We start from the raw sequence: 19,193 nt of genomic DNA, 5'->3' as shown, positions 1-19,193 counted from the left end.
TTGACTGAAGGCCAGGCCCCGCATTCGTCGAGTGCGGGGCCTGGCCCGTTAACGCCTTGGACTGTCCGGTGAGGCGGGGAGTGGAGGACGACGGCGGCAGCCGCCTGCCGCCGTCGTCCTCCATACACCCGATTAAGGTGCCGGATCAAGCCGTGCTAGACTTTTGGTAATTGTTCTGTGTGGCAGTGGATGATGGCCGCCGCAGCATCATTTTGGTTTTGTTCTCATGATGTTGGGTGGAGCTTGTTTCCGGGTTGCGGGCAACTTGCGCAACGAATGCCGCACTTTTGCACGCCTACCGGGAGTTCCGGCTGGCCGCGAGAGCAACGCCAAAGTTCCCACTGAGCACCGGCTGGCGCCTGTGTGTGGGGGCAGAGATCAAACAAACGGAGAACACGAAAGTGCCTACGATTAACCAGCTGGTCCGCAAGGGCCGCACGCCGAAGGTCTCCAAGACCAAGGCTCCCGCGCTGAAGGGCAGCCCGATGCGCCGCGGTGTTTGCACCCGCGTTTACACCACCACCCCGAAGAAGCCGAACTCGGCTCTTCGTAAGGTCGCACGTGTGCGCCTTAACGGTGGTGTGGAAGTTACCGCCTACATCCCCGGTGTTGGCCACAACCTGCAGGAGCACTCCATCGTGCTCGTCCGTGGTGGTCGTGTGAAGGACCTCCCGGGTGTCCGCTACAAGATTGTCCGCGGCGCCCTTGACACCCAGGGTGTCAAGAACCGCAAGCAGGCCCGCAGCCGCTACGGCGCAAAGATGGAGAAGAAGTAATATGCCTCGCAAGGGTCCGGCCCCCAAGCGGCCGCTCGTTTCAGATCCCGTTTACGGCTCCCCGTTGGTCACCCAGCTGATCAACAAGGTCCTCATCGACGGCAAGAAGTCCACCGCAGAGCGCATCGTCTACGGTGCCCTTGAAGGTGCCCGCGCCAAGACGGGCGGCGACCCCGTCGCAGCCTTGAAGAAGGCCATGGACAACGTCAAGCCTTCCCTCGAGGTGCGCTCCCGCCGTGTTGGTGGCGCCACCTACCAGGTTCCGGTTGAGGTCAAGCCGGGTCGCTCCACCGCCCTCGCTCTGCGTTGGCTCGTGGGCTACTCCAAGGCCCGCCGCGAAAAGACGATGACCGAGCGTCTCCAGAACGAAATCCTGGATGCGTCGAACGGTCTCGGTGCCGCTGTGAAGCGTCGCGAAGACACCCACAAGATGGCCGAGTCCAACAAGGCCTTCGCACACTACCGCTGGTAAAACTTCCCGGACGCCGCCGGCTCGACCGAGCCGGCGGCGAACGTGTAGTCCATCCGAAAGGGAGACCCCGTGGCACAGGACGTGCTTACCGACCTTAACAAGGTCCGCAATATCGGCATCATGGCCCACATCGATGCCGGCAAGACCACCACTACCGAGCGCATCCTGTTCTACACGGGTGTGAACCACAAGATCGGCGAAACGCACGACGGCGCTTCGACGACCGACTGGATGGAACAGGAAAAGGAACGCGGCATCACCATCACGTCCGCGGCCGTGACCTGTTTCTGGAACAAGAACCAGATCAACATCATCGACACCCCGGGCCACGTGGACTTCACGGTTGAGGTTGAGCGCTCCCTGCGCGTCCTCGACGGTGCAGTTGCTGTGTTCGACGGCAAGGAAGGCGTGGAGCCGCAGTCCGAGACTGTATGGCGCCAGGCCGACAAGTACAACGTTCCGCGTATCTGCTTCGTCAACAAGATGGACAAGCTCGGCGCTGACTTCTACTTCACCGTTGACACCATCGTTTCCCGTCTTGGCGCCAAGCCGCTGGTCATGCAGCTGCCGATCGGTGCCGAGAACGACTTCGTTGGCGTCGTCGACCTCCTTGAAATGCGCGCACTGGTTTGGCCGGGCGACGCCAAGGGTGACGTGACCATGGGCGCTTCCTACGAGGTCCAGGAAATTCCTGCCGACCTCAAGGAAAAGGCCGAGGAATACCGTGCACAGCTCGTTGAGACTGTTGCCGAGGCTTCCGAGGAACTCATGGAGAAGTACCTCGAAGGTGAAGAACTCACCCTCGAAGAGCTCAAGGCCGGCATCCGCAAGATGACCATCAACTCCGAGCTCTACCCGGTCTTCTGTGGTTCTGCGTTCAAGAACCGCGGTGTCCAGCCGATGCTCGACGCTGTTGTGGACTTCCTGCCGAACCCGCTCGACGTCCCCGCGATGATCGGCCACGATCCCCGCGACGAAGAGAAGGAACTGACCCGTAAGCCTTCCGCTGACGAGCCGTTCTCCGCTCTTGCGTTCAAGATCGCAGCACACCCCTTCTTCGGCCAGCTCACCTTCGTCCGCGTGTACTCCGGTCACGTTGACTCCGGTGCGCAGGTGGTCAACTCCACCAAGGGCAAGAAGGAGCGCATCGGCAAGCTCTTCCAGATGCACGCCAACAAGGAAATGCCTGTTGAGGGCGCTACCGCCGGCCACATCTACGCAGCGATCGGCCTGAAGGACACCACCACCGGTGACACCCTGTGCGATCCCGCAAACCAGATCGTCCTCGAGTCCATGAGCTTCCCGGAGCCCGTGATCTCTGTTGCGATCGAGCCGAACACCAAGGGTGACCAGGAGAAGCTCTCCACGGCCATCCAGAAGCTCTCCGCTGAGGACCCGACCTTCCAGGTCTCCCTCAACGAAGAAACCGGCCAGACCGTTATCGCGGGTATGGGTGAACTCCACCTGGACATCCTCGTTGACCGTATGCGCCGCGAATTCAAGGTTGAGGCCAACGTCGGCAAGCCGCAGGTTGCTTACCGCGAAACCATCAAGCGCGCTGTGGAGAAGGTTGACTACACCCACAAGAAGCAGACTGGTGGTTCGGGTCAGTTCGCAAAGGTCCAGGTCTCCTTCGAGCCCCTGGAAACCACGGACGGTACCTTCTACGAGTTCGAAAACAAGGTCACCGGTGGCCGTATTCCGCGTGAATACATCCCCTCCGTTGACGCTGGTATCCAGGATGCCATGCAGTTCGGTATCCTTGCCGGCTACCCGATGGTAGGCGTCAAGGCCAGCCTGATCGACGGCGCTTACCACGACGTCGACTCCTCGGAAATGGCGTTCAAGATCGCCGGTTCCCAGGTGTTCAAGGAAGGTGCCCGCAAGGCCAACCCCGTCCTGCTCGAACCGCTGATGGCCGTCGAAGTACGTACCCCTGAGGAATACATGGGCGACGTCATCGGTGACCTCAACTCCCGCCGTGGCATGATCCAGTCGATGGAAGATGCTGCAGGCGTGAAGGTGGTCCGTGCGAACGTGCCGCTGTCCGAAATGTTCGGTTACATCGGTGACCTCCGGTCCAAGACCCAGGGTCGCGCCGTGTACTCGATGACGTTCGACAGCTACGCGGAGGTCCCGAAGGCTGTTGCCGACGAGATCATCCAGAAGACCCGCGGCGAGTAATCACCCGGTAACGGATGCAATTCCGGTCCCGGGAAGGCATCTCAGCGTGAGTGGCGGGGCCACGGCGAAAGTCGTGGCCCGGCCCCCTGCGCGAACAGACTCCAGGAACTAAGATTGGTTCCTGAATCTGAAATTTCACCAAAACCAAGCCCCCAAGTAGACTTGCTAGAGTTTCTGCCGCGAAAAGCGCGGCCGAGGAGCACGTCACTTGAAATCGTTCTAGGAGGAACCTGTGGCAAAGGCAAAGTTCGAGCGGACTAAGCCGCACGTCAACATCGGCACCATCGGTCACGTTGACCACGGTAAGACGACGCTGACTGCCGCCATTTCCAAGGTGCTGTACGACCAGTACCCGGATCTCAACGAGCAGCGCGACTTCGCGTCCATCGACTCTGCTCCGGAAGAGCGCCAGCGCGGTATTACCATCAACATCTCCCACGTGGAGTACCAGACCGAGAAGCGTCACTACGCACACGTTGACGCCCCGGGTCACGCTGACTACATCAAGAACATGATCACCGGTGCTGCCCAGATGGACGGCGCAATCCTCGTGGTTGCCGCTACCGATGGTCCGATGGCACAGACCCGTGAGCACGTTCTGCTCGCCCGCCAGGTTGGTGTTCCCTACCTGTTGGTCGCACTGAACAAGTCGGACATGGTTGAGGACGAGGAACTCCTCGACCTCGTCGAAATGGAAGTTCGTGAGCTCCTGAGCTCGCAGGGCTTCGATGGCGACGACGCTCCCGTTGTTCGCGTTTCCGGTCTGAAGGCTCTGGAAGGCGACCCGGTTTGGGTCAAGTCCGTCCAGGACCTGATGGCAGCTGTCGACGAGTCCGTTCCGGACCCCGTACGTGACCGCGACAAGCCGTTCCTGATGCCGATCGAAGACGTCTTCACCATCACCGGCCGTGGCACCGTTGTTACGGGCCGCGCCGAGCGTGGTACCCTCGCCATCAACTCCGAGGTTGAGATCGTCGGCATCCGCCCGATCCAGAAGACCACGGTTACCGGTATCGAGATGTTCCACAAGCAGCTCGACGAAGCATGGGCCGGCGAGAACTGTGGCCTCCTGCTCCGTGGCCTCAAGCGCGACGATGTCGAGCGTGGCCAGGTTGTCGTCAAGCCGGGCTCCATCACCCCGCACACCGACTTCGAGGCAAACGTCTACATCCTTTCCAAGGACGAAGGCGGACGTCACAACCCGTTCTACTCGAACTACCGCCCGCAGTTCTACTTCCGTACGACGGACGTTACCGGCGTTATCACCCTGCCCGAGGGCACGGAAATGGTTATGCCCGGCGACAACACTGAGATGACCGTTGAGCTCATCCAGCCGATCGCAATGGAAGAGGGCCTCGGCTTCGCTATCCGTGAAGGTGGCCGCACCGTTGGTTCGGGACGTGTTACCAAGATCATCAAGTAGTTTCTGCTTGTAGATCGGGACGCTGCCGTTTCGGAAGCAACCCACAGAAGAACCCCATCGCCTCGGCGGTGGGGTTCTTCTTTGCTATTATTAATCCATCGTCTTGATTAATGCGGGCAGGTCTGTGCAAACAGTCGTTCCCGGGCACAATAGGGAGCTGCCGTGTACGGATTCATGGGCACGATCTGGGGCTTGTTGTTCCTGCTGCTGGTCGCCGCTGGGGGATTTGCGCTGGGCCTGGTGCGTGGACGCGGGCGGACTCCTCAAGGATCCGCACAGCAGAGGGACGACGGCGGCGCCTACCGTGCGGGCTATCTCGCCGGCCATATGGCTGGTTGGCGCGATGCCCTGGCGAAGACGCAGGCCGCCCCGGTTGCCTCGGCCAGCCCGGCTCCTGGCGGGGTGGGAACACGCACCTTGCCGCGTGGATGGCCCGCGCCGACGGCGCCCCGCCCGCCCCTTCAGCCCGTACCGCCGATGCGGCCGCAACCACCCGCTCAGCCGGGGTTTGCAGCGCAAACCATGGCGCCGCCGTCGTCCGTTCTTCCACGACAACTGCCGCCACCCGCACCGCAGCTTGCGCCCGTCCGTCCCGAAAGCGCGGAGGAGGCAGCCGCGCGCAAGGACAAGCGCGACCGCCAGAACATCAACATCACTCTCTACGTGGCAAGCCTGCTGCTGGTGGCTGCGGGTGCGCTCTTCGTGGGTACCAGCCTGCCGGAGATGTTCAGGTTCGTTGCGCTGTGGGGGATTACGGTCCTGTTTTACGTGACGGGTTTGGTCCTTTATCCGCGCGTTCCCCGGCTTCGTCCGGCCGCCATGGCGTTCACCGGTACCGGCCTGGCCCTGGTGCCGATCACAGGGCTGGCGATGTACAACTTTGCGCTGCACAACGGTCCGCTCGCATGGCTGGCCACATCCTTGTTTGGTACGTGCGCCTACGTGTTTGCGGCTGTGCGCCTGAACAACAAAGTGCTTGCTTGGCTTTCCCTGAGTTTCGTGGTGTCCACCGCCTGGTCCGGTGTGTCAGTGCTTGGCGGAGCGTTGGTGTGGTACTTCGTTGCCCTGGTGGGTGTGGCGATCCTCCTGACACTCTTCGCCCTGGTCCATCCGCGTTGGATACCGTCGCTGTATATGCAACCCCTCATGGCGCTGCATCCCTTTGTTGTTCCGGCCGTAGGGCTGGCCGCAACGGTCACGCCAAACGCCCTGGCCAAGGGGGAGTACCCGTTGGTCATGGCCATCTGCGGCATCTACTTTGCGGTGATGATGCTGGTCCCCACGGCCCGGTACCGGCGAGGGCACTTCTTCGCCGCGCGGGCAGCATTCACGCTCGCCATCATTGCCTTGGTGTGGGACGGCACCTCGGACGTCAGCTTGGCCGTGCTGGCGGCCGCTGCCTGCCTGGGACTCCAAGCGATCGGGATGTCATATGCCGGTCAGGCGATCACGCCGAGGACGTGGTGGAACGACGCCGTTGCCTGCCTGGGGCTTCAACTCCTGGTTGCCTTGGTCTTGACGGTGGTGCTTGGCATCGGGGACTTCGACTTGCCCGTGTACCTACCTTTCCTGGTTGTGCTGCCCACGGCGATGGTGCTGGGGTGGAGGCTGCGGCAAGGCGTAGTCTTTGCACCGGCCGCGGTGCTCGGCGGTTCCCTGGTGCTCTCTTACCTGGTGGGCGCCTGGCCGTTGGCCTTGATGCTCGGCGCCACCGGGGCCTACTGGTTTGCGTTGGCGGCTGTTGCCCGTGGATTCCTTGGCAGGTGCCTGGTGCTGGCTGGGCGCATTGCTGTCACCTTTGCCGTCCCCGCAGTCGTGGCCGGGATGCTCGTGGGCCACCAGGAGCGGGTTTCGCTGACCGTGCTGGCGTTCGTATTTGTGTCCGGAGTGCAGCAAGTGCTGAGTGCAGTCCTTGAGCGAGGGCGCTTGGTAGTGGTCGCGGCGCGGGCAAGTACGGGACTCTTTGGCTGTGCTGCGGCTCTGGGATTGCTGGTTCTCGCCGTCGTGGAAGATCTTCCGGGACACCCCGTGCTGGTTTCCGGAGTTCTGGCGCTGCTGTTCGCGGGGCTTGCCTCGGGATGGATGGCCTTCCCCCGGGTGTTGGTGCCACCAATGACCGGAGGAAGCAGCAGTCCTTGGCGCCTGACCATCGGCGAACTCCTTGCACCAGGTGCAGGCATGGTGGCTTTGCTGGTTTCCGCCGCTGTTGTCTCACGCGGAGCCGCCAATCTTGTGTTGCTGGCCATAACCGCTTATCTGGTGGCTACGGCCCTGCGCCTTCCCCCCTCGCTGCATCGGAGGGTCTACTGGTGGCTTTCCCGTGCTGCGGGCACAGTCCTCGTGGCCTCGGCCTACGCCGATCTGCAGGGGCACGGGTGGGCCTTGGGCCTCGCTGGTGAGGACGTGAGCGTGGCTTCCATCGTGGTGTGGGTCCTGGCCGGGCAAATGCTGGTGGTCCTGGTGGCCGGGCGACGCGGAACCTCGCTCCAAATGGTCACTGCGGATGTGGGTGTCCTCCTGGCCGCCATGGCAGTGGCAACCATCTCATTCAATGTTGCAACGCGGCTGCCCGCCCTCACCGCGTACGGTGGTTGGCAGCCCGGAGCTGCGGCCATCGTGACCACCTTCGCAGCGGCAACCTGTTCGATAGCACTGCGCAGACACCAGATCGCGTGGATCTTTGCGCCGGCCTCCATGGCCCTGCTGCTGCTCCGGGCTGGCTATGTGAGGGACCTCGAAATCATGCTCGGCATCCTCCTTGCCTACGGCTGCATCATGGCCGCACTGGCCCAGGCCAAGCCGGTTCGCGGAGCCTACCTAGTGGCCGTCCGTGTAGTGTCGGCGGCCCTGGTGACGCTCGTTGCCGCTGACGTTGCCGATTCGACGGCGGTGCCGTGGTTGGCGCTCGGGTTGGCCACTTTCCTGCAGCTCATCACGCATTGCCTGGCGCATCGCAGGCTTAATGACATTCCCTTCCAACGGGTTGCTCTCTGGTCCACGCTGGGCCTCCAGGCCGCACTGCCGCTCGCCTACCTCCTGGTTGGCGATTTCGACGGCGGCGGCCGTTGGATGCTGCTGCTGGGCCTGGCACTGGCTGGCCTCGCGTCGTTGATGGTGCGCTGGACGCTGGGTGCTGCGGTGGCACTGTATCCGGGACTGGCGGCGGCCACCCTGATGGTGGTTTTCGCGGGGCCATTCCTGGACTTCCCGTCCGGCACGTTCCTGCACCAGGCGGTGTTGGACAGGTTTCAGGTTCCGGTTCTCCTGGTGGCATGCGCCATGGCGGTGACGCTCGCAAAGACGTTGCTGCGGGGCCGTCCTGGGCGCGGCGCCGGAGGAGCGGACCGATGGCTGTGGTTTGTCTCGGCTGTGGTGTTCACCGGCACTGCTTGCTTGGCCACTGTGGATACTTCACCAGCCATGGTGGGTGTTGCTGTCCTGGCCGTGGCGATTGTCTTCTTCGCTGCATCGCACCTGGAATCAATACCCACCTTCTATGCGGGCGCCGCGCCCACCGCCCTGGTAGGTGCCGTGACCGCCGTCGGGGGTTTGCTCGATGCGGGAGTAGCCAGTCCGTGGGCCGACTTCCTGCCGTGGCTTGTTGGGGGAGTGGGCATGGGGTCCCTCCTGTACGGCCTCCGCTGGCTTGGCGGTCTCAACGTGACTGGCCAGCCGGGGAGGCGGGCATCGCTGGCTGCGACCACGCTGGTGGCGTACCTTGCAGCAGCAGCGGTGGGCCTGGCCCACGACTCCACGGCACTGGTGGGCGCGTTCTTGTTGGCAATTGCTGGCGGCATCGCTGCGGCGGAAGTGCCGCATCAGAAGCACTTGGCGGCGGAAATTGCTGCCTTTGTAGCCTTGGTAGCTTTTCAGCGGGCGCTGCTGTTCGTGGACGGCGCACGGCCGGATTGGTTCTGGCTGGTGCAGTGGTACGTGGTTACCGCAGTTGTTTTGGCAGGGGTGCGCTATCTGCGGGGCCGCCGGGGAGACGCCATCCTGCGGCTGGGCGTTGCCTCCGGATTCTTGTCGCTCAGTTCAGTGGCCACCATTTTCGGCGGAACGCCCCCGCAGCAGGTCTATGTCCTGGCCGCCCATGCCGCACTCCTGGGCGTGGGACTGCTGTTGTCCGAAAGGCTCTTCACAGCGTGGGGCGCAGTCGGGGTGGCCGCGAGCGTCATGTGGGCCTTGAGGTCATACGCCTTTGCCCTGTTGGCACTCGTTGCCGTTGCCCTGATTGTCCTCGCAGTCTGGCGGTTGAACCGCGGACCCCGTCCATCCGATCCCGCTGCCTCCGATGGCAGTGGGCGCGGCGGGGAGGGAGTCGGATAGTGTTGCTTGGGTAGAAAGGATCAGCATGGAATTCCTGATTTTCCTGGTCATCATTGTTGGCATCGGCGGAGGCGTCCTGTGGGGTCGCAAGTACTTCCGGAATGAGATCGACCGGGCCAAGCGCATCAACCGCGCCAATAAGAACAAGTAGCCTTTTAACCCAATCGGGTTAAGCGTGGTGCCTCCGGGCACGCTCCAGTGCCCTGAGCCAATAGAAGGATTCCTTGGGCGTCCGTTCCAGGGTTTCGAAGTCCACGTGGACCAGTCCGAAGCGCTGGGAGTACCCGGCGGCCCATTCGAAATTGTCCAGCAACGTCCACACGTAGTAGCCGCGAAGGTCCACGCCCTCGGCTTGCCCGCCGGGTCCCGTTGCCGTGAGGGCATGGCCCAGGTGCTCCGCCAGATAGGTGATCCGGTCGGTGTCCTGGACGGGGCCGCTGACGTGGTCCGGTTCCGGGAAGCTCGCACCTCCTTCGGTGATGTAGAGGGGCGGGAGCGACGCCCCGTACCGCTCCTTCAGCTCCTGCAGCAGGGTTGCCAGCTGCTCAGGTGCCTCGGGCCAGCCGAATCCCGTGACCGGGTATTCCTGGTAGGCGGCCAGATGGAAGGGGACGTTCACCATTTCCTCGGCCGTGCCGGTGGGTATTTCCGCCGGTCCGCGGCCGGAGGCCACTTTGATGGGGTAGTAGTAATTCACGCCGTAGAAGTCCAGCGGCTGGGCGATGATGGCGAGGTCGCCGTCCTGGACCGGACCCAGGGAACGGAACCAGGGCCACAGCGCGAAATGTGGCTTGGGGTATTGGCCCAGCAGAATGGCATCGGCGTAGATGCGGTTGAGTATCAGGTCCAGGGCTTCGGCCATAAGCCGGTCGGAGAGCTTGTTGGTGGCAGGGCGGACCGGGGAGTGCATGTTGGAAATGCCGATCTCTCCGGAAACCCCTGCGGCGCGCAGTGCCTGCACGGCCATGCCATGGCCAAGGAGTTGGTGGTGGGCCGCGGGCAGGCAATCGAAGAGGAGTTGGTGACCCGGGGCGTGGGCTCCCAGAGCGTATCCCTGCAACGTCACTGACACCGGTTCGTTGACGGTGACCCACGAGTCCACGCGGTCGCCGAACCGTTCTGCCACGATGGCGCTGTAGGCGGCAAAGCGCAACGCCGTCTGCCGGTTCAACCAGCCACCGGCGTGCTCCAGCGGGAGGGGAGTGTCCCAGTGGTAAAGCGTCACCATGGGGGAGATCCCGGCAGCGAGCAGCTTGTCGATCAAGCGGTCGTAGAAATCCAGGCCCCGCTGGTTGATGGCTCCCTGGCCATCAGGCTGGATCCTTGGCCAGGACAAGGAGAAACGGTACGAGTCCACCCCGAGCTCCTGCATCAAGGCGATGTCCTGGTCGGCGCGGTTGTAGTGGTCGCAGGCAATGGCGGGGGAGCCGCCGTCGACGATTGCTCCCGGCTTTTCCGAGAAGGCGTCCCAACCCGACGGGCCCCGGCCGTCAGTGGTAAGGGACCCTTCGATCTGGAACGCGGCTGACGCGACGCCGAGCGTGAATCCCGGACGAAGGCGCGCCGCAAGATCTTCCACGGAACCCGTATCCTGGACGGTCATTCACCTATCATCCATACCGCGGCTCGGCTGTGGCAATGGGCTGAAGAGGCCCGATTAGCCATCGGCTCCGATTTCCGGCATACTGGATGAGTTGTTCAAGCGCTTCTTCGCGTCCCGATCCGGATAATGCCGGGTGCCAGGGTCCAAGCTGAAGCCCAAACATAACCCTGAACCCCATGGAATGCGGTCGAGTTTGCGTGAAAATCGCGACACGCCCGACCGCGGGGGTCGGTGCGCCGGCAGGTTGAGGAACCCGGAATTATCCGGATTCAGCTTGTGCGGCGTGTGGTGGTAAATCCTCAAACGCTTCGGCGGCCACAACAACAGGTAAGTAAACAGAGCAGCCCTAACTAGAGCAGCACTAGCTGAAAGAGAGTCAGGCGACATGGCGGGACAAAAAATCCGCATCCGGCTGAAGTCATATGACCACGAGGTCATTGATGTTTCAGCGCGGAAGATCGTTGAGACGGTCACGCGCGCAGGCGCAACGGTAGTCGGCCCGGTGCCGCTGCCCACGGAGAAGAACGTTTACTGCGTTATTCGCTCTCCTCACAAGTACAAGGACAGCCGTGAGCACTTCGAAATGCGTACTCACAAGCGTCTGATCGACATCATCGACCCCACGCCGAAGGCCGTTGACTCGCTTATGCGTCTCGACCTGCCTGCCGACGTGAACATCGAAATCAAGCTCTAGGGAGGTGCTGAGAGACTATGACCGCAACCCGTAACGTAAAGGGCCTGCTGGGCACGAAGCTCGGCATGACCCAGGTCTGGGACGAGAACAACAAGCTCATCCCGGTAACTGTTGTCCAGGCTGACTCCAACGTCATCACCCAGCTCCGCAACGCTGAGTCCGATGGCTACGTCGCCGTACAGATCGGCTACGGCCAGATCGACCCCCGCAAGGTCACCAAGCCGCTGGCTGGTCACTTTGAGAAGGCAGGCGTAACTCCTCGCCGCCACGTCGTCGAACTGCGTACCGCAGACGCCGCATCCTACGAGCTGGGCCAGGAGCTCTCTGTTGAGATCTTCGAAGCCGGCCAGAAGATCGACGTCGTCGGCACCTCCAAGGGTAAGGGCTTTGCCGGTGTTATGAAGCGTCACGGCTTCTCCGGTGTTGGCGCTTCCCACGGTGCCCACAAGAACCACCGTAAGCCTGGCTCCATCGGTGGCGCATCCACCCCGAGCCGCGTCTTCAAGGGTCTGAAAATGGCCGGCCGCATGGGCGCCGTTCGTCACACCACGCTGAACCTCACGGTTCACGCTGTTGACGTTGAGAAGTCGCTGCTCCTTATCAAGGGTGCCGTCCCCGGTGCCCGCGGCCAGGTCGTACTCGTACGTTCCGCCGTGAAGGGAGCCTAGTTCAATGACTAGCACTGTCAAGGTTGACCTGCCTGCAGAGATCTTCGACGTCCAGACCAACGTGCCCCTGCTGCACCAGGTTGTCGTCGCCCAGCTCGCTGCTGCCCGCCAGGGAACCCACAAGACCAAGACCCGCGCCGAGGTTTCCGGTGCAGGTCGCAAGCCGTTCAAGCAGAAGGGCACAGGCCGCGCCCGTCAGGGTTCCATCCGTGCTCCGCACATGACCGGCGGTGGCATTGTCCACGGTCCCACCCCGCGCGACTACAGCCAGCGCACCCCCAAGAAGATGAAGGCTGCTGCTCTCCGCGGCGCCCTGTCTGACCGCGCCCGTAACGGCCGCATTCACGTCATTGAGGCCCTGGTTGCCGGCACCAAGCCGTCCGCCAAGGAAGCCCTGGCGTCGCTGCGTGCGGTTTCCGAGCGCAAGAACCTGCTCGTTGTGATCGAGCGCGCCGAAGACGTTGCCGCACTGTCCGTGCGCAACCTCGCAGATGTTCACGTTCTGTACGCAGACCAGCTGAACACCTACGACGTGCTGATCTCCGACGACGTGGTCTTCACCAAGGCTGCTTTCGATGCGTTCGTCGCTGACAAGGCAAAGAACGAGGAGGCCTCCAAGTGAGCGTAACCACCATCAAGGACCCGCGCGACGTCGTGCTTGCACCCGTCGTTTCGGAAAAGAGCTACGGTCTGATCGACGAAGGCAAGTACACCTTCCTGGTGGACCCCCGCTCGAACAAGACCGAGATCAAGCTGGCCGTGGAGAAGATCTTCTCCGTCAAGGTCGACTCGATCAACACCATCAACCGTGCCGGTAAGCGCAAGCGCACCAAATTCGGCTGGGGACAGCGCAAGAGCACCAAGCGTGCAATTGTCACCCTCAAAGAAGGCACAATCGACATCTTCGGCGGTCCGCTCGCGTAGCGGAGACCACTTTAACGAGGAAATAAATTATGGGAATCCGTAAATACAAGCCGACTACCCCGGGCCGTCGTGGCTCGAGCGTAGCCGACTTTGCTGAAATCACGCGGTCGACTCCGGAAAAGTCGTTGCTGCGTCCGCTGCACAAGACCGGCGGCCGTAACAACACCGGTAAGATCACCACCCGTCACAAGGGTGGCGGACACAAGCGCCAGTACCGTCTGATCGACTTCCGTCGTCACGACAAGGACGGCATCAACGCCCGCGTTGCCGAAATCGAGTACGATCCGAACCGCACGGCTCGCATCGCCCTCCTGCACTACGTTGATGGCACCAAGCGTTACATCATCGCTCCGAACAAGCTGTCCCAGGGTGACTTCGTCGAGGCTGGTCCCGACGCTGACATCAAGCCGGGCAACAACCTGCCGCTGCGCAACATCCCCGTTGGTACCGTTATCCACGCAGTTGAACTGCGTCCGGGTGGCGGCGCCAAGATGGCCCGCTCCGCAGGTGCTTCGGTTCAGCTCGTCGCCAAGGAAGGCCGCTTCGCACAGCTGCGCCTGCCCTCCGGCGAAATCCGCAACGTTGACGTGCGCTGCCGCGCAACCGTCGGCGAGGTTGGCAACGCCGAGCAGTCGAACATCAACTGGGGCAAGGCCGGCCGTATGCGCTGGAAGGGCGTTCGCCCGACCGTCCGTGGTGTAGCCATGAACCCGGTTGACCACCCGCACGGTGGTGGTGAAGGTAAGACTTCCGGTGGTCGTCACCCGGTCAACCCGAACGGCAAGCCCGAGGGCCGTACCCGCCGTCCGAACAAAGAGAGCGACAAGCTTATTGTTCGTCGCCGCCGTACTGGCAAGAACAAGCGATAGGAGCCTGGACACATGCCACGCAGCCTGAAAAAAGGTCCTTTCGTTGACCAGCACCTCTTTGTGAAGGTCGCACGGGAAAACGATAAGGGCACCAAGAACGTCATCAAGACCTGGTCCCGCCGTTCGATGATCATCCCCGACATGCTCGGGCACACGATCGCCGTACACGACGGACGCAAGCACATCCCGGTGTTTGTCACTGAGTCGATGGTCGGGCACAAGCTCGGCGAATTCGCTCCTACGCGGACATTCCGCGGCCATGTTAAGGACGACCGTAAGGGCAAGCGCCGCTAAGGCGCCTGACCTTACGTCTTAGACGAGAGAAGGAAAGCAATGGAAGCCAAGGCAATTGCGCGTCACATCCGCGTAACGCCTATGAAGGCCCGGCGCGTCGTCAACCTTGTTCGTGGCAAGCAAGCGAATGAGGCTCTGGCAATTCTGAAGTTTGCCCCGCAGGCAGCTTCGGAGCCGGTATTCAAGGTACTTCAGTCGGCAATGGCCAACGCACGCGTCCTCGCGGACCGTGACGGCGTTGCATTCGACGACAGTGACCTCTTCATCAGCGAAGCATTCGTTGATGAGGGCCCGACCATGAAGCGGTTCCAGCCGCGTGCCCAGGGCCGCGCCTACCGCATCAAGAAGCGGACCAGCCACATCACCGTGGTCGTCGCAACCCCGGAGAAAGAGGAGGCTCGCTAAGTGGGACAGAAAGTAAACCCGCACGGGTTCCGACTCGGCATCACCAGCGACCACGTTTCGCACTGGTTTGCTGACAGCAACAAGCCGGGACAGCGCTACAAGGACTTCGTCCGCGAGGACATCAAGATCCGCCAGCTCATGTCCACCGGCATGGAGCGCGCCGGCATCGCCAAGGTCGAGATCGAGCGCACCCGCGACCGTGTCCGCGTGGACATCCACACGGCACGTCCGGGCATCGTCATCGGCCGCCGCGGCGCTGAAGCAGACCGCATCCGCGGCGAGCTCGAAAAGCTCACCGGCAAGCAGGTCCAGCTGAACATCCTCGAGGTCAAGAACCCGGAGATCGAAGCACAGCTCGTTGCCCAGGGCATCGCCGAGCAGCTGACTTCCCGCGTGGCTTTCCGCCGTGCGATGAAGAAGGCCATGCAGTCCGCACAGCGCGCAGGTGCCAAGGGTATCCGTGTTGCTTGCTCCGGCCGTCTGGGTGGCGCAGAAATGTCCCGCTCGGAGTTCTACCGCGAAGGCCGTGTGCCCCTGCACACCCTCCGCGCGAACATCGACTACGGCTTCTACGAAGCCAAGACCACCTTCGGCCGCATCGGTGTGAAGGTTTGGATCTACAAGGGTGACGTCACCGCCAAGGAACTGGCACAGCAGGCAGCTGCTGCTCCGTCCCGTGGCCGTGGAGGAGACCGTCCGGGCCGCCCGGGTGGCGACCGCCGTCGTCGTAACGACCGTCCGGCAGCTGAGGCAGCACCTGCTGCCGTTGAAGCACCGGCCGCTGAAGCTGCTGCTCCGGCAGCAGAAGGAGGACAGGCTTAAATGCTTATCCCACGTCGAGTCAAGCACCGTAAGCAGCACCACCCGGGTCGTTCCGGCGCTGCTACGGGTGGCACCAAGGTCACTTTCGGTGAGTACGGCATCCAGGCCCTGAGCCCGGCATACGTCACCAACCGTCAGATCGAGTCCGCCCGTATCGCGATGACCCGCCACATCAAGCGTGGCGGTAAGGTCTGGATCAACATCTACCCGGACCGTCCGCTGACGAAGAAGCCTGCTGAAACCCGTATGGGTTCCGGTAAGGGTTCTCCGGAATGGTGGGTCGCAAACGTCAAGCCGGGCCGGGTTCTCTTCGAACTCTCCGGTGTCAATGAAGAGGTAGCTCGCGAGGCCCTTCGCCTGGCAATCCACAAGCTCCCGTTGAAGGCACGCATTGTGCGTCGCGAAGGTGGTGAATAGAAATGGCAGTAGGGTCGAAGGATCTCGCACCCGCACAGCTGGACGGTTTCGACAACGAGCGTCTCGTTGAAGAACTCCGCAAGTCCAAGGAAGAGCTGTTCAACCTGCGTTTCCAGTCCGCCACCGGCCAGCTGGAGAACCACGGTCGTCTGCGCGCGGTAAAGAAGGACATCGCACGCATCTACACCGTTCTCCGTGAGCGCGAGCTGGGCATTCGTGCCGAGGTTGCCGCACCGGTTGTGGAAGCCAAGGAAGAAAAGAAGTCCAAGAAGGCTGCCAAGGCAGAAGCTGCCGAGGTTGAGGCTGGAGAGGACGCCAAGTGAGCGAGAAGGAAAACGTGACGGAAGCAGCAGCCAGCGCTGAACAGCGCGGTTACCGTAAGACGCGTCGCGGCTACGTAGTCTCCGACAAGATGGAAAAGACCATCGTTGTTGAGGTTGAAGACCGCGTGAAGCACGCTCTGTACGGCAAGGTTATTCGCCGCACCTCGAAGATCAAGGCTCACGACGAGCAGAACACCGCCGGCATCGGCGACCTCGTTCTGATCGCCGAGACCCGCCCGCTGTCCGCTACCAAGCGGTTCCGCCTGGTGGAGATCCTCGAAAAGGCCAAGTAGATCCGACGCCGGGCATGCCCGGCCGGGCTTACTGGAAGGGCCCGCGTTCCTTGTGGAGCGCGGGCCCTTCCGCTTTTCCGGCCAGTTATGGTATGGCCTCAAAGCATGCTAAGATTTTGAGTTTGTATGGCGCCATTTGTGCGTCATCAACCACCTCGTAAACAATCGTGCCACTGCATACTGCCCCGCGCAGGGTTTTCCTGCAAGGGAAGCTGATGCTTGTGGCACGGGCGTTTAGGCCTGTTCTGGCAAAATCCAGGCAGGTCCAGAGACACCCCGATCAACCGTTCCGCAAGGCTCATTCCGTATGCATGATTTCGGCCTGAGAACCGGCGCGACGCAAGGAGTAAAAATTGATTCAGCAGGAGTCGCGACTCAAGGTCGCCGACAACACGGGTGCTAAGGAAATCCTTACCATTCGCGTTCTCGGTGGATCCGGCCGTCGCTACGCAGGCATTGGCGACGTCATCGTCGCAACCGTCAAGGACGCTATCCCTGGCGGCAACGTAAAGAAGGGTGACGTCGTCAAGGCTGTCATCGTTCGTACCAAGAAGGAACGCCGCCGTGCGGATGGTTCCTACATCAAGTTTGACGAGAACGCAGCTGTGATCCTGAAGAACGACGGTGACCCCCGCGGTACCCGTATCTTCGGTCCGGTTGGTCGTGAACTTCGCGACAAGAAGTTCATGAAGATCGTTTCGCTGGCCCCGGAGGTGCTTTAGTCCATGGCTAAGATCAAGAAGGGTGACCTGGTTCAGGTCATCACCGGCGCCAAGCAGGAACGCGGCGGCGACCGCGGCAAGCAGGGCAAGGTCCTGCGCGTATTCCCGGACACCAACCGCGTGTTGGTCGAGGGCATCAACCGCGTCACCAAGCACACCAAGGTTGGTCAGTCCCAGCGCGGCACCAAGACCGGCGGCATCGAGGTTGTTGAAGCCCCGATCCACGTGTCCAACGTTGCTCTGGTAGACCCGTCGACCAAGAAGCCGACCCGCGTTGGTTTCCGTCTCGACACCGTTGAGAAGGACGGCCGCACCAAGACCGTTCGTATCCGCGTGTCCAAGGCCACCGGGAAGGACATCTAATGACTGAGACTCTCGAGACTCCAGTGAAGATCGTTCCGCGTCTGAAGACGAAGTACGCAGAGACCATCAAGAAGTCCCTGCAGGACGAGTTCAACTACGCGAACGTGAACCAGGTTCCCCGCCTGGTGAAGGTTGTTGTGAACATGGGTGTTGGAGATGCCGCAAAGGACTCCAAGCTGATCGACGGCGCTGTCCGCGACCTCACCCTGATCACCGGCCAGAAGCCGCAGGTAACCAAGGCCCGCAAGTCGATCGCACAGTTCAAGCTGCGCGAAGGCATGCCGATCGGTGCACACGCAACCCTGCGTGGCGACCGCATGTGGGAATTCGTGGACCGTCTGGTATCGCTGGCACTGCCGCGTATCCGTGACTTCCGCGGCCTCAACGGCAAGCAGTTCGATGGCAACGGCAACTACACCTTCGGTCTGACCGAGCAGGTTATGTTCCACGAAATCGACCAGGACTCCATCGACCGCGTTCGCGGTATGGACATCACGGTCGTCACCACTGCCAAGACCGACGACGAAGGCCGCGCGCTGCTCAAGGCGCTTGGTTTCCCGTTCAAGACTGAAAACTAACTACGTAACAGGTCCGGCAGCGCAGGCTCATGAGAGCAAGCGCAGCGGAAACCAGTACGAGGAAGGGCTATAGCCCAAATGACTATGACAGATCCTGTCGCAGACATGCTCACGCGTCTGCGCAATGCAAACTCGGCATACCACGACTCCGTGACCATGCCGTACAGCAAGCTGAAGGCACGCGTTGCCGACATCCTGAAGGCAGAAGGCTTCATCGCCGGCTGGAAGGAAGAGGAAGCCGAAGTTGGCAAGAAGCTGACCATCGACCTCAAGTTCGGTCCGAACCGCGAGCGTTCGATCGCTGGTGTCCGCCGCATCTCCAAGCCGGGTCTCCGCGTTTACGCGAAGTCCACCAACCTGCCTCACGTGCTGGGTGGCCTGGGTATCGCAATCCTGTCCACCTCTTCCGGCCTCCTGACTGACAAGCAGGCCGGCAAGAAGGGCGTGGGCGGCGAAGTCCTCGCTTACGTCTGGTAACGGGAAAGGAAGAGAATAATGTCACGTATTGGACGTCTCCCCATCACCGTTCCCGCCGGCGTTGAGGTCAAGCTCGATGGCTCCGTCATCAGCGTCAAGGGTGCCAAGGGCGAGCTGAGCCACACTGTTGCCAGCCCGATCGAGGTTTCCCTCGAAGAGAACACCCTCACGGTTACCCGCCCGAACGACGAGCGCAACTCGCGTTCGCTGCACGGCCTGACCCGCACCCTGATCGCCAACATGATCCAGGGCGTCACCGAGGGCTACGAGAAGAAGCTTGAAATCGTCGGTACCGGTTACCGCGTTCAGGCCAAGGGCGCTGACCTGGAGTTCGCTCTGGGCTACAGCCACCCGGTCAACGTCTCGGCTCCCGAAGGCATCACCTTCGCAGTGGAGGGCCCCACGAAGCTCTCTGTTTCGGGTATCTCCAAGCAGCAGGTCGGCGAGGTTGCTGCCAACATTCGCAAGCTGCGCAAGCCCGACCCCTACAAGGGCAAGGGTGTCCGTTACGCCGGCGAAGTCATCCGCCGCAAGGTCGGAAAGGCTGGTAAGTAAAC

At 62.0% G+C, this 19,193-nt stretch carries 23 protein-coding genes; 22 read left to right on the top strand and 1 reads right to left on the bottom strand.

Annotated elements, in window-relative coordinates; all coding sequences use genetic code 11:
- The first annotated feature begins 401 nt into the window (after positions 1-401).
- The 6 genes from rpsL (at position 402) to ACH488_RS17645 (ending at position 9,335) form a co-directional block, all read left to right on the top strand.
- The gene (rpsL, locus tag ACH488_RS17670) at positions 402-776 is read left to right on the top strand and encodes a 30S ribosomal protein S12 (protein ID WP_009358312.1); all 375 of its coding nucleotides are present in this window, start codon (positions 402-404) and stop codon (positions 774-776) included.
- 1 nt (position 777) lies between these two features.
- Positions 778-1,248 (top strand): 30S ribosomal protein S7, encoded by a 471-nt coding sequence (rpsG, locus tag ACH488_RS17665; protein WP_021472399.1) that lies wholly within the window; start codon positions 778-780, stop codon positions 1,246-1,248.
- A 69-nt stretch (positions 1,249-1,317) separates the two neighbouring features.
- On the top strand, positions 1,318-3,432 hold the full coding sequence (fusA, locus tag ACH488_RS17660; protein WP_397325852.1) for an elongation factor G: 2,115 nt from the start codon (positions 1,318-1,320) through the stop codon (positions 3,430-3,432).
- Between the two features lie 232 nt (positions 3,433-3,664).
- Positions 3,665-4,855: an elongation factor Tu gene (gene tuf, locus ACH488_RS17655; RefSeq protein ID WP_021472401.1), complete on the top strand. Its 1,191-nt coding sequence runs from the start codon at positions 3,665-3,667 to the stop codon at positions 4,853-4,855.
- A 174-nt stretch (positions 4,856-5,029) separates the two neighbouring features.
- Complete coding sequence (locus ACH488_RS17650; RefSeq protein WP_397325851.1) at positions 5,030-9,184, top strand: hypothetical protein; 4,155 nt, start codon at positions 5,030-5,032, stop codon at positions 9,182-9,184.
- A 25-nt stretch (positions 9,185-9,209) separates the two neighbouring features.
- Positions 9,210-9,335, top strand: coding sequence for a hypothetical protein (locus ACH488_RS17645; protein ID WP_397325850.1), 126 nt, complete (start codon positions 9,210-9,212; stop codon positions 9,333-9,335).
- A gap of 18 nt (positions 9,336-9,353) precedes the next feature.
- On the opposite strand, the gene ACH488_RS17640 is transcribed toward ACH488_RS17645, so the two are convergent.
- A complete protein-coding gene (locus ACH488_RS17640; protein ID WP_397325849.1) occupies positions 9,354-10,787 on the bottom strand; it encodes a GH1 family beta-glucosidase in 1,434 nt (477 codons plus the stop codon).
- Positions 10,788-11,172: 385 nt separating this feature from the next.
- Between ACH488_RS17640 and rpsJ the strand changes: the two genes are divergently transcribed.
- The 16 genes from rpsJ to rplF all read left to right on the top strand — a co-directional run bounded on the left by rpsJ (position 11,173) and on the right by rplF (position 19,191).
- Positions 11,173-11,481, top strand: coding sequence for a 30S ribosomal protein S10 (gene rpsJ, locus ACH488_RS17635; RefSeq protein ID WP_003803825.1), 309 nt, complete (start codon positions 11,173-11,175; stop codon positions 11,479-11,481).
- A gap of 17 nt (positions 11,482-11,498) precedes the next feature.
- A complete protein-coding gene (rplC, locus tag ACH488_RS17630; RefSeq protein ID WP_347108077.1) occupies positions 11,499-12,149 on the top strand; it encodes a 50S ribosomal protein L3 in 651 nt (216 codons plus the stop codon).
- Between the two features lie 4 nt (positions 12,150-12,153).
- Positions 12,154-12,771, top strand: coding sequence for a 50S ribosomal protein L4 (gene rplD, locus ACH488_RS17625; RefSeq protein WP_021472407.1), 618 nt, complete (start codon positions 12,154-12,156; stop codon positions 12,769-12,771).
- Positions 12,768-13,073: a 50S ribosomal protein L23 gene (gene rplW, locus ACH488_RS17620; protein ID WP_011775593.1), complete on the top strand. Its 306-nt coding sequence runs from the start codon at positions 12,768-12,770 to the stop codon at positions 13,071-13,073. The genes rplD and rplW overlap by 4 nt, the downstream gene beginning before the upstream one ends.
- A gap of 29 nt (positions 13,074-13,102) precedes the next feature.
- Complete coding sequence (gene rplB, locus ACH488_RS17615) at positions 13,103-13,942, top strand: 50S ribosomal protein L2 (RefSeq protein WP_021472409.1); 840 nt, start codon at positions 13,103-13,105, stop codon at positions 13,940-13,942.
- A 12-nt stretch (positions 13,943-13,954) separates the two neighbouring features.
- On the top strand, positions 13,955-14,236 hold the full coding sequence (rpsS, locus tag ACH488_RS17610; protein ID WP_011775591.1) for a 30S ribosomal protein S19: 282 nt from the start codon (positions 13,955-13,957) through the stop codon (positions 14,234-14,236).
- 39 nt (positions 14,237-14,275) lie between these two features.
- Entirely contained in the window at positions 14,276-14,641 is a 366-nt protein-coding gene (rplV, locus tag ACH488_RS17605; protein WP_021472410.1) for a 50S ribosomal protein L22, read from the top strand.
- Positions 14,642-15,463 (top strand): 30S ribosomal protein S3, encoded by an 822-nt coding sequence (rpsC, locus tag ACH488_RS17600; protein WP_387435059.1) that lies wholly within the window; start codon positions 14,642-14,644, stop codon positions 15,461-15,463.
- Positions 15,464-15,880 (top strand): 50S ribosomal protein L16, encoded by a 417-nt coding sequence (rplP, locus tag ACH488_RS17595; protein WP_021472412.1) that lies wholly within the window; start codon positions 15,464-15,466, stop codon positions 15,878-15,880.
- A 2-nt stretch (positions 15,881-15,882) separates the two neighbouring features.
- A complete protein-coding gene (rpmC, locus tag ACH488_RS17590) occupies positions 15,883-16,203 on the top strand; it encodes a 50S ribosomal protein L29 (protein ID WP_347108074.1) in 321 nt (106 codons plus the stop codon).
- Complete coding sequence (gene rpsQ / locus ACH488_RS17585; protein ID WP_144659419.1) at positions 16,200-16,496, top strand: 30S ribosomal protein S17; 297 nt, start codon at positions 16,200-16,202, stop codon at positions 16,494-16,496. Before rpmC ends, rpsQ begins: the two co-directional genes overlap by 4 nt.
- Positions 16,497-16,849: 353 nt before the next feature.
- Complete coding sequence (gene rplN, locus ACH488_RS17580) at positions 16,850-17,218, top strand: 50S ribosomal protein L14 (RefSeq protein ID WP_003803789.1); 369 nt, start codon at positions 16,850-16,852, stop codon at positions 17,216-17,218.
- Positions 17,219-17,221: 3 nt separating this feature from the next.
- Positions 17,222-17,581, top strand: a complete 360-nt coding sequence (rplX, locus tag ACH488_RS17575; protein ID WP_144659420.1) for a 50S ribosomal protein L24 — start codon at positions 17,222-17,224, stop codon at positions 17,579-17,581.
- Complete coding sequence (rplE, locus tag ACH488_RS17570; protein ID WP_144659421.1) at positions 17,581-18,159, top strand: 50S ribosomal protein L5; 579 nt, start codon at positions 17,581-17,583, stop codon at positions 18,157-18,159. Before rplX ends, rplE begins: the two co-directional genes overlap by 1 nt.
- Before the next feature lie 78 nt (positions 18,160-18,237).
- A complete protein-coding gene (gene rpsH / locus ACH488_RS17565) occupies positions 18,238-18,636 on the top strand; it encodes a 30S ribosomal protein S8 (protein ID WP_397325848.1) in 399 nt (132 codons plus the stop codon).
- A gap of 18 nt (positions 18,637-18,654) precedes the next feature.
- The gene (gene rplF, locus ACH488_RS17560; RefSeq protein WP_347108069.1) at positions 18,655-19,191 is read left to right on the top strand and encodes a 50S ribosomal protein L6; all 537 of its coding nucleotides are present in this window, start codon (positions 18,655-18,657) and stop codon (positions 19,189-19,191) included.
- Positions 19,192-19,193 lie beyond the last annotated feature (2 nt).

The sequence above is a fragment of the Paenarthrobacter sp. NPDC018779 genome, assembly GCF_044391085.1.
Lineage (GTDB): Bacteria > Actinomycetota > Actinomycetes > Actinomycetales > Micrococcaceae > Arthrobacter.
This window is presented reverse-complemented; position numbering and strand designations above follow the sequence as displayed.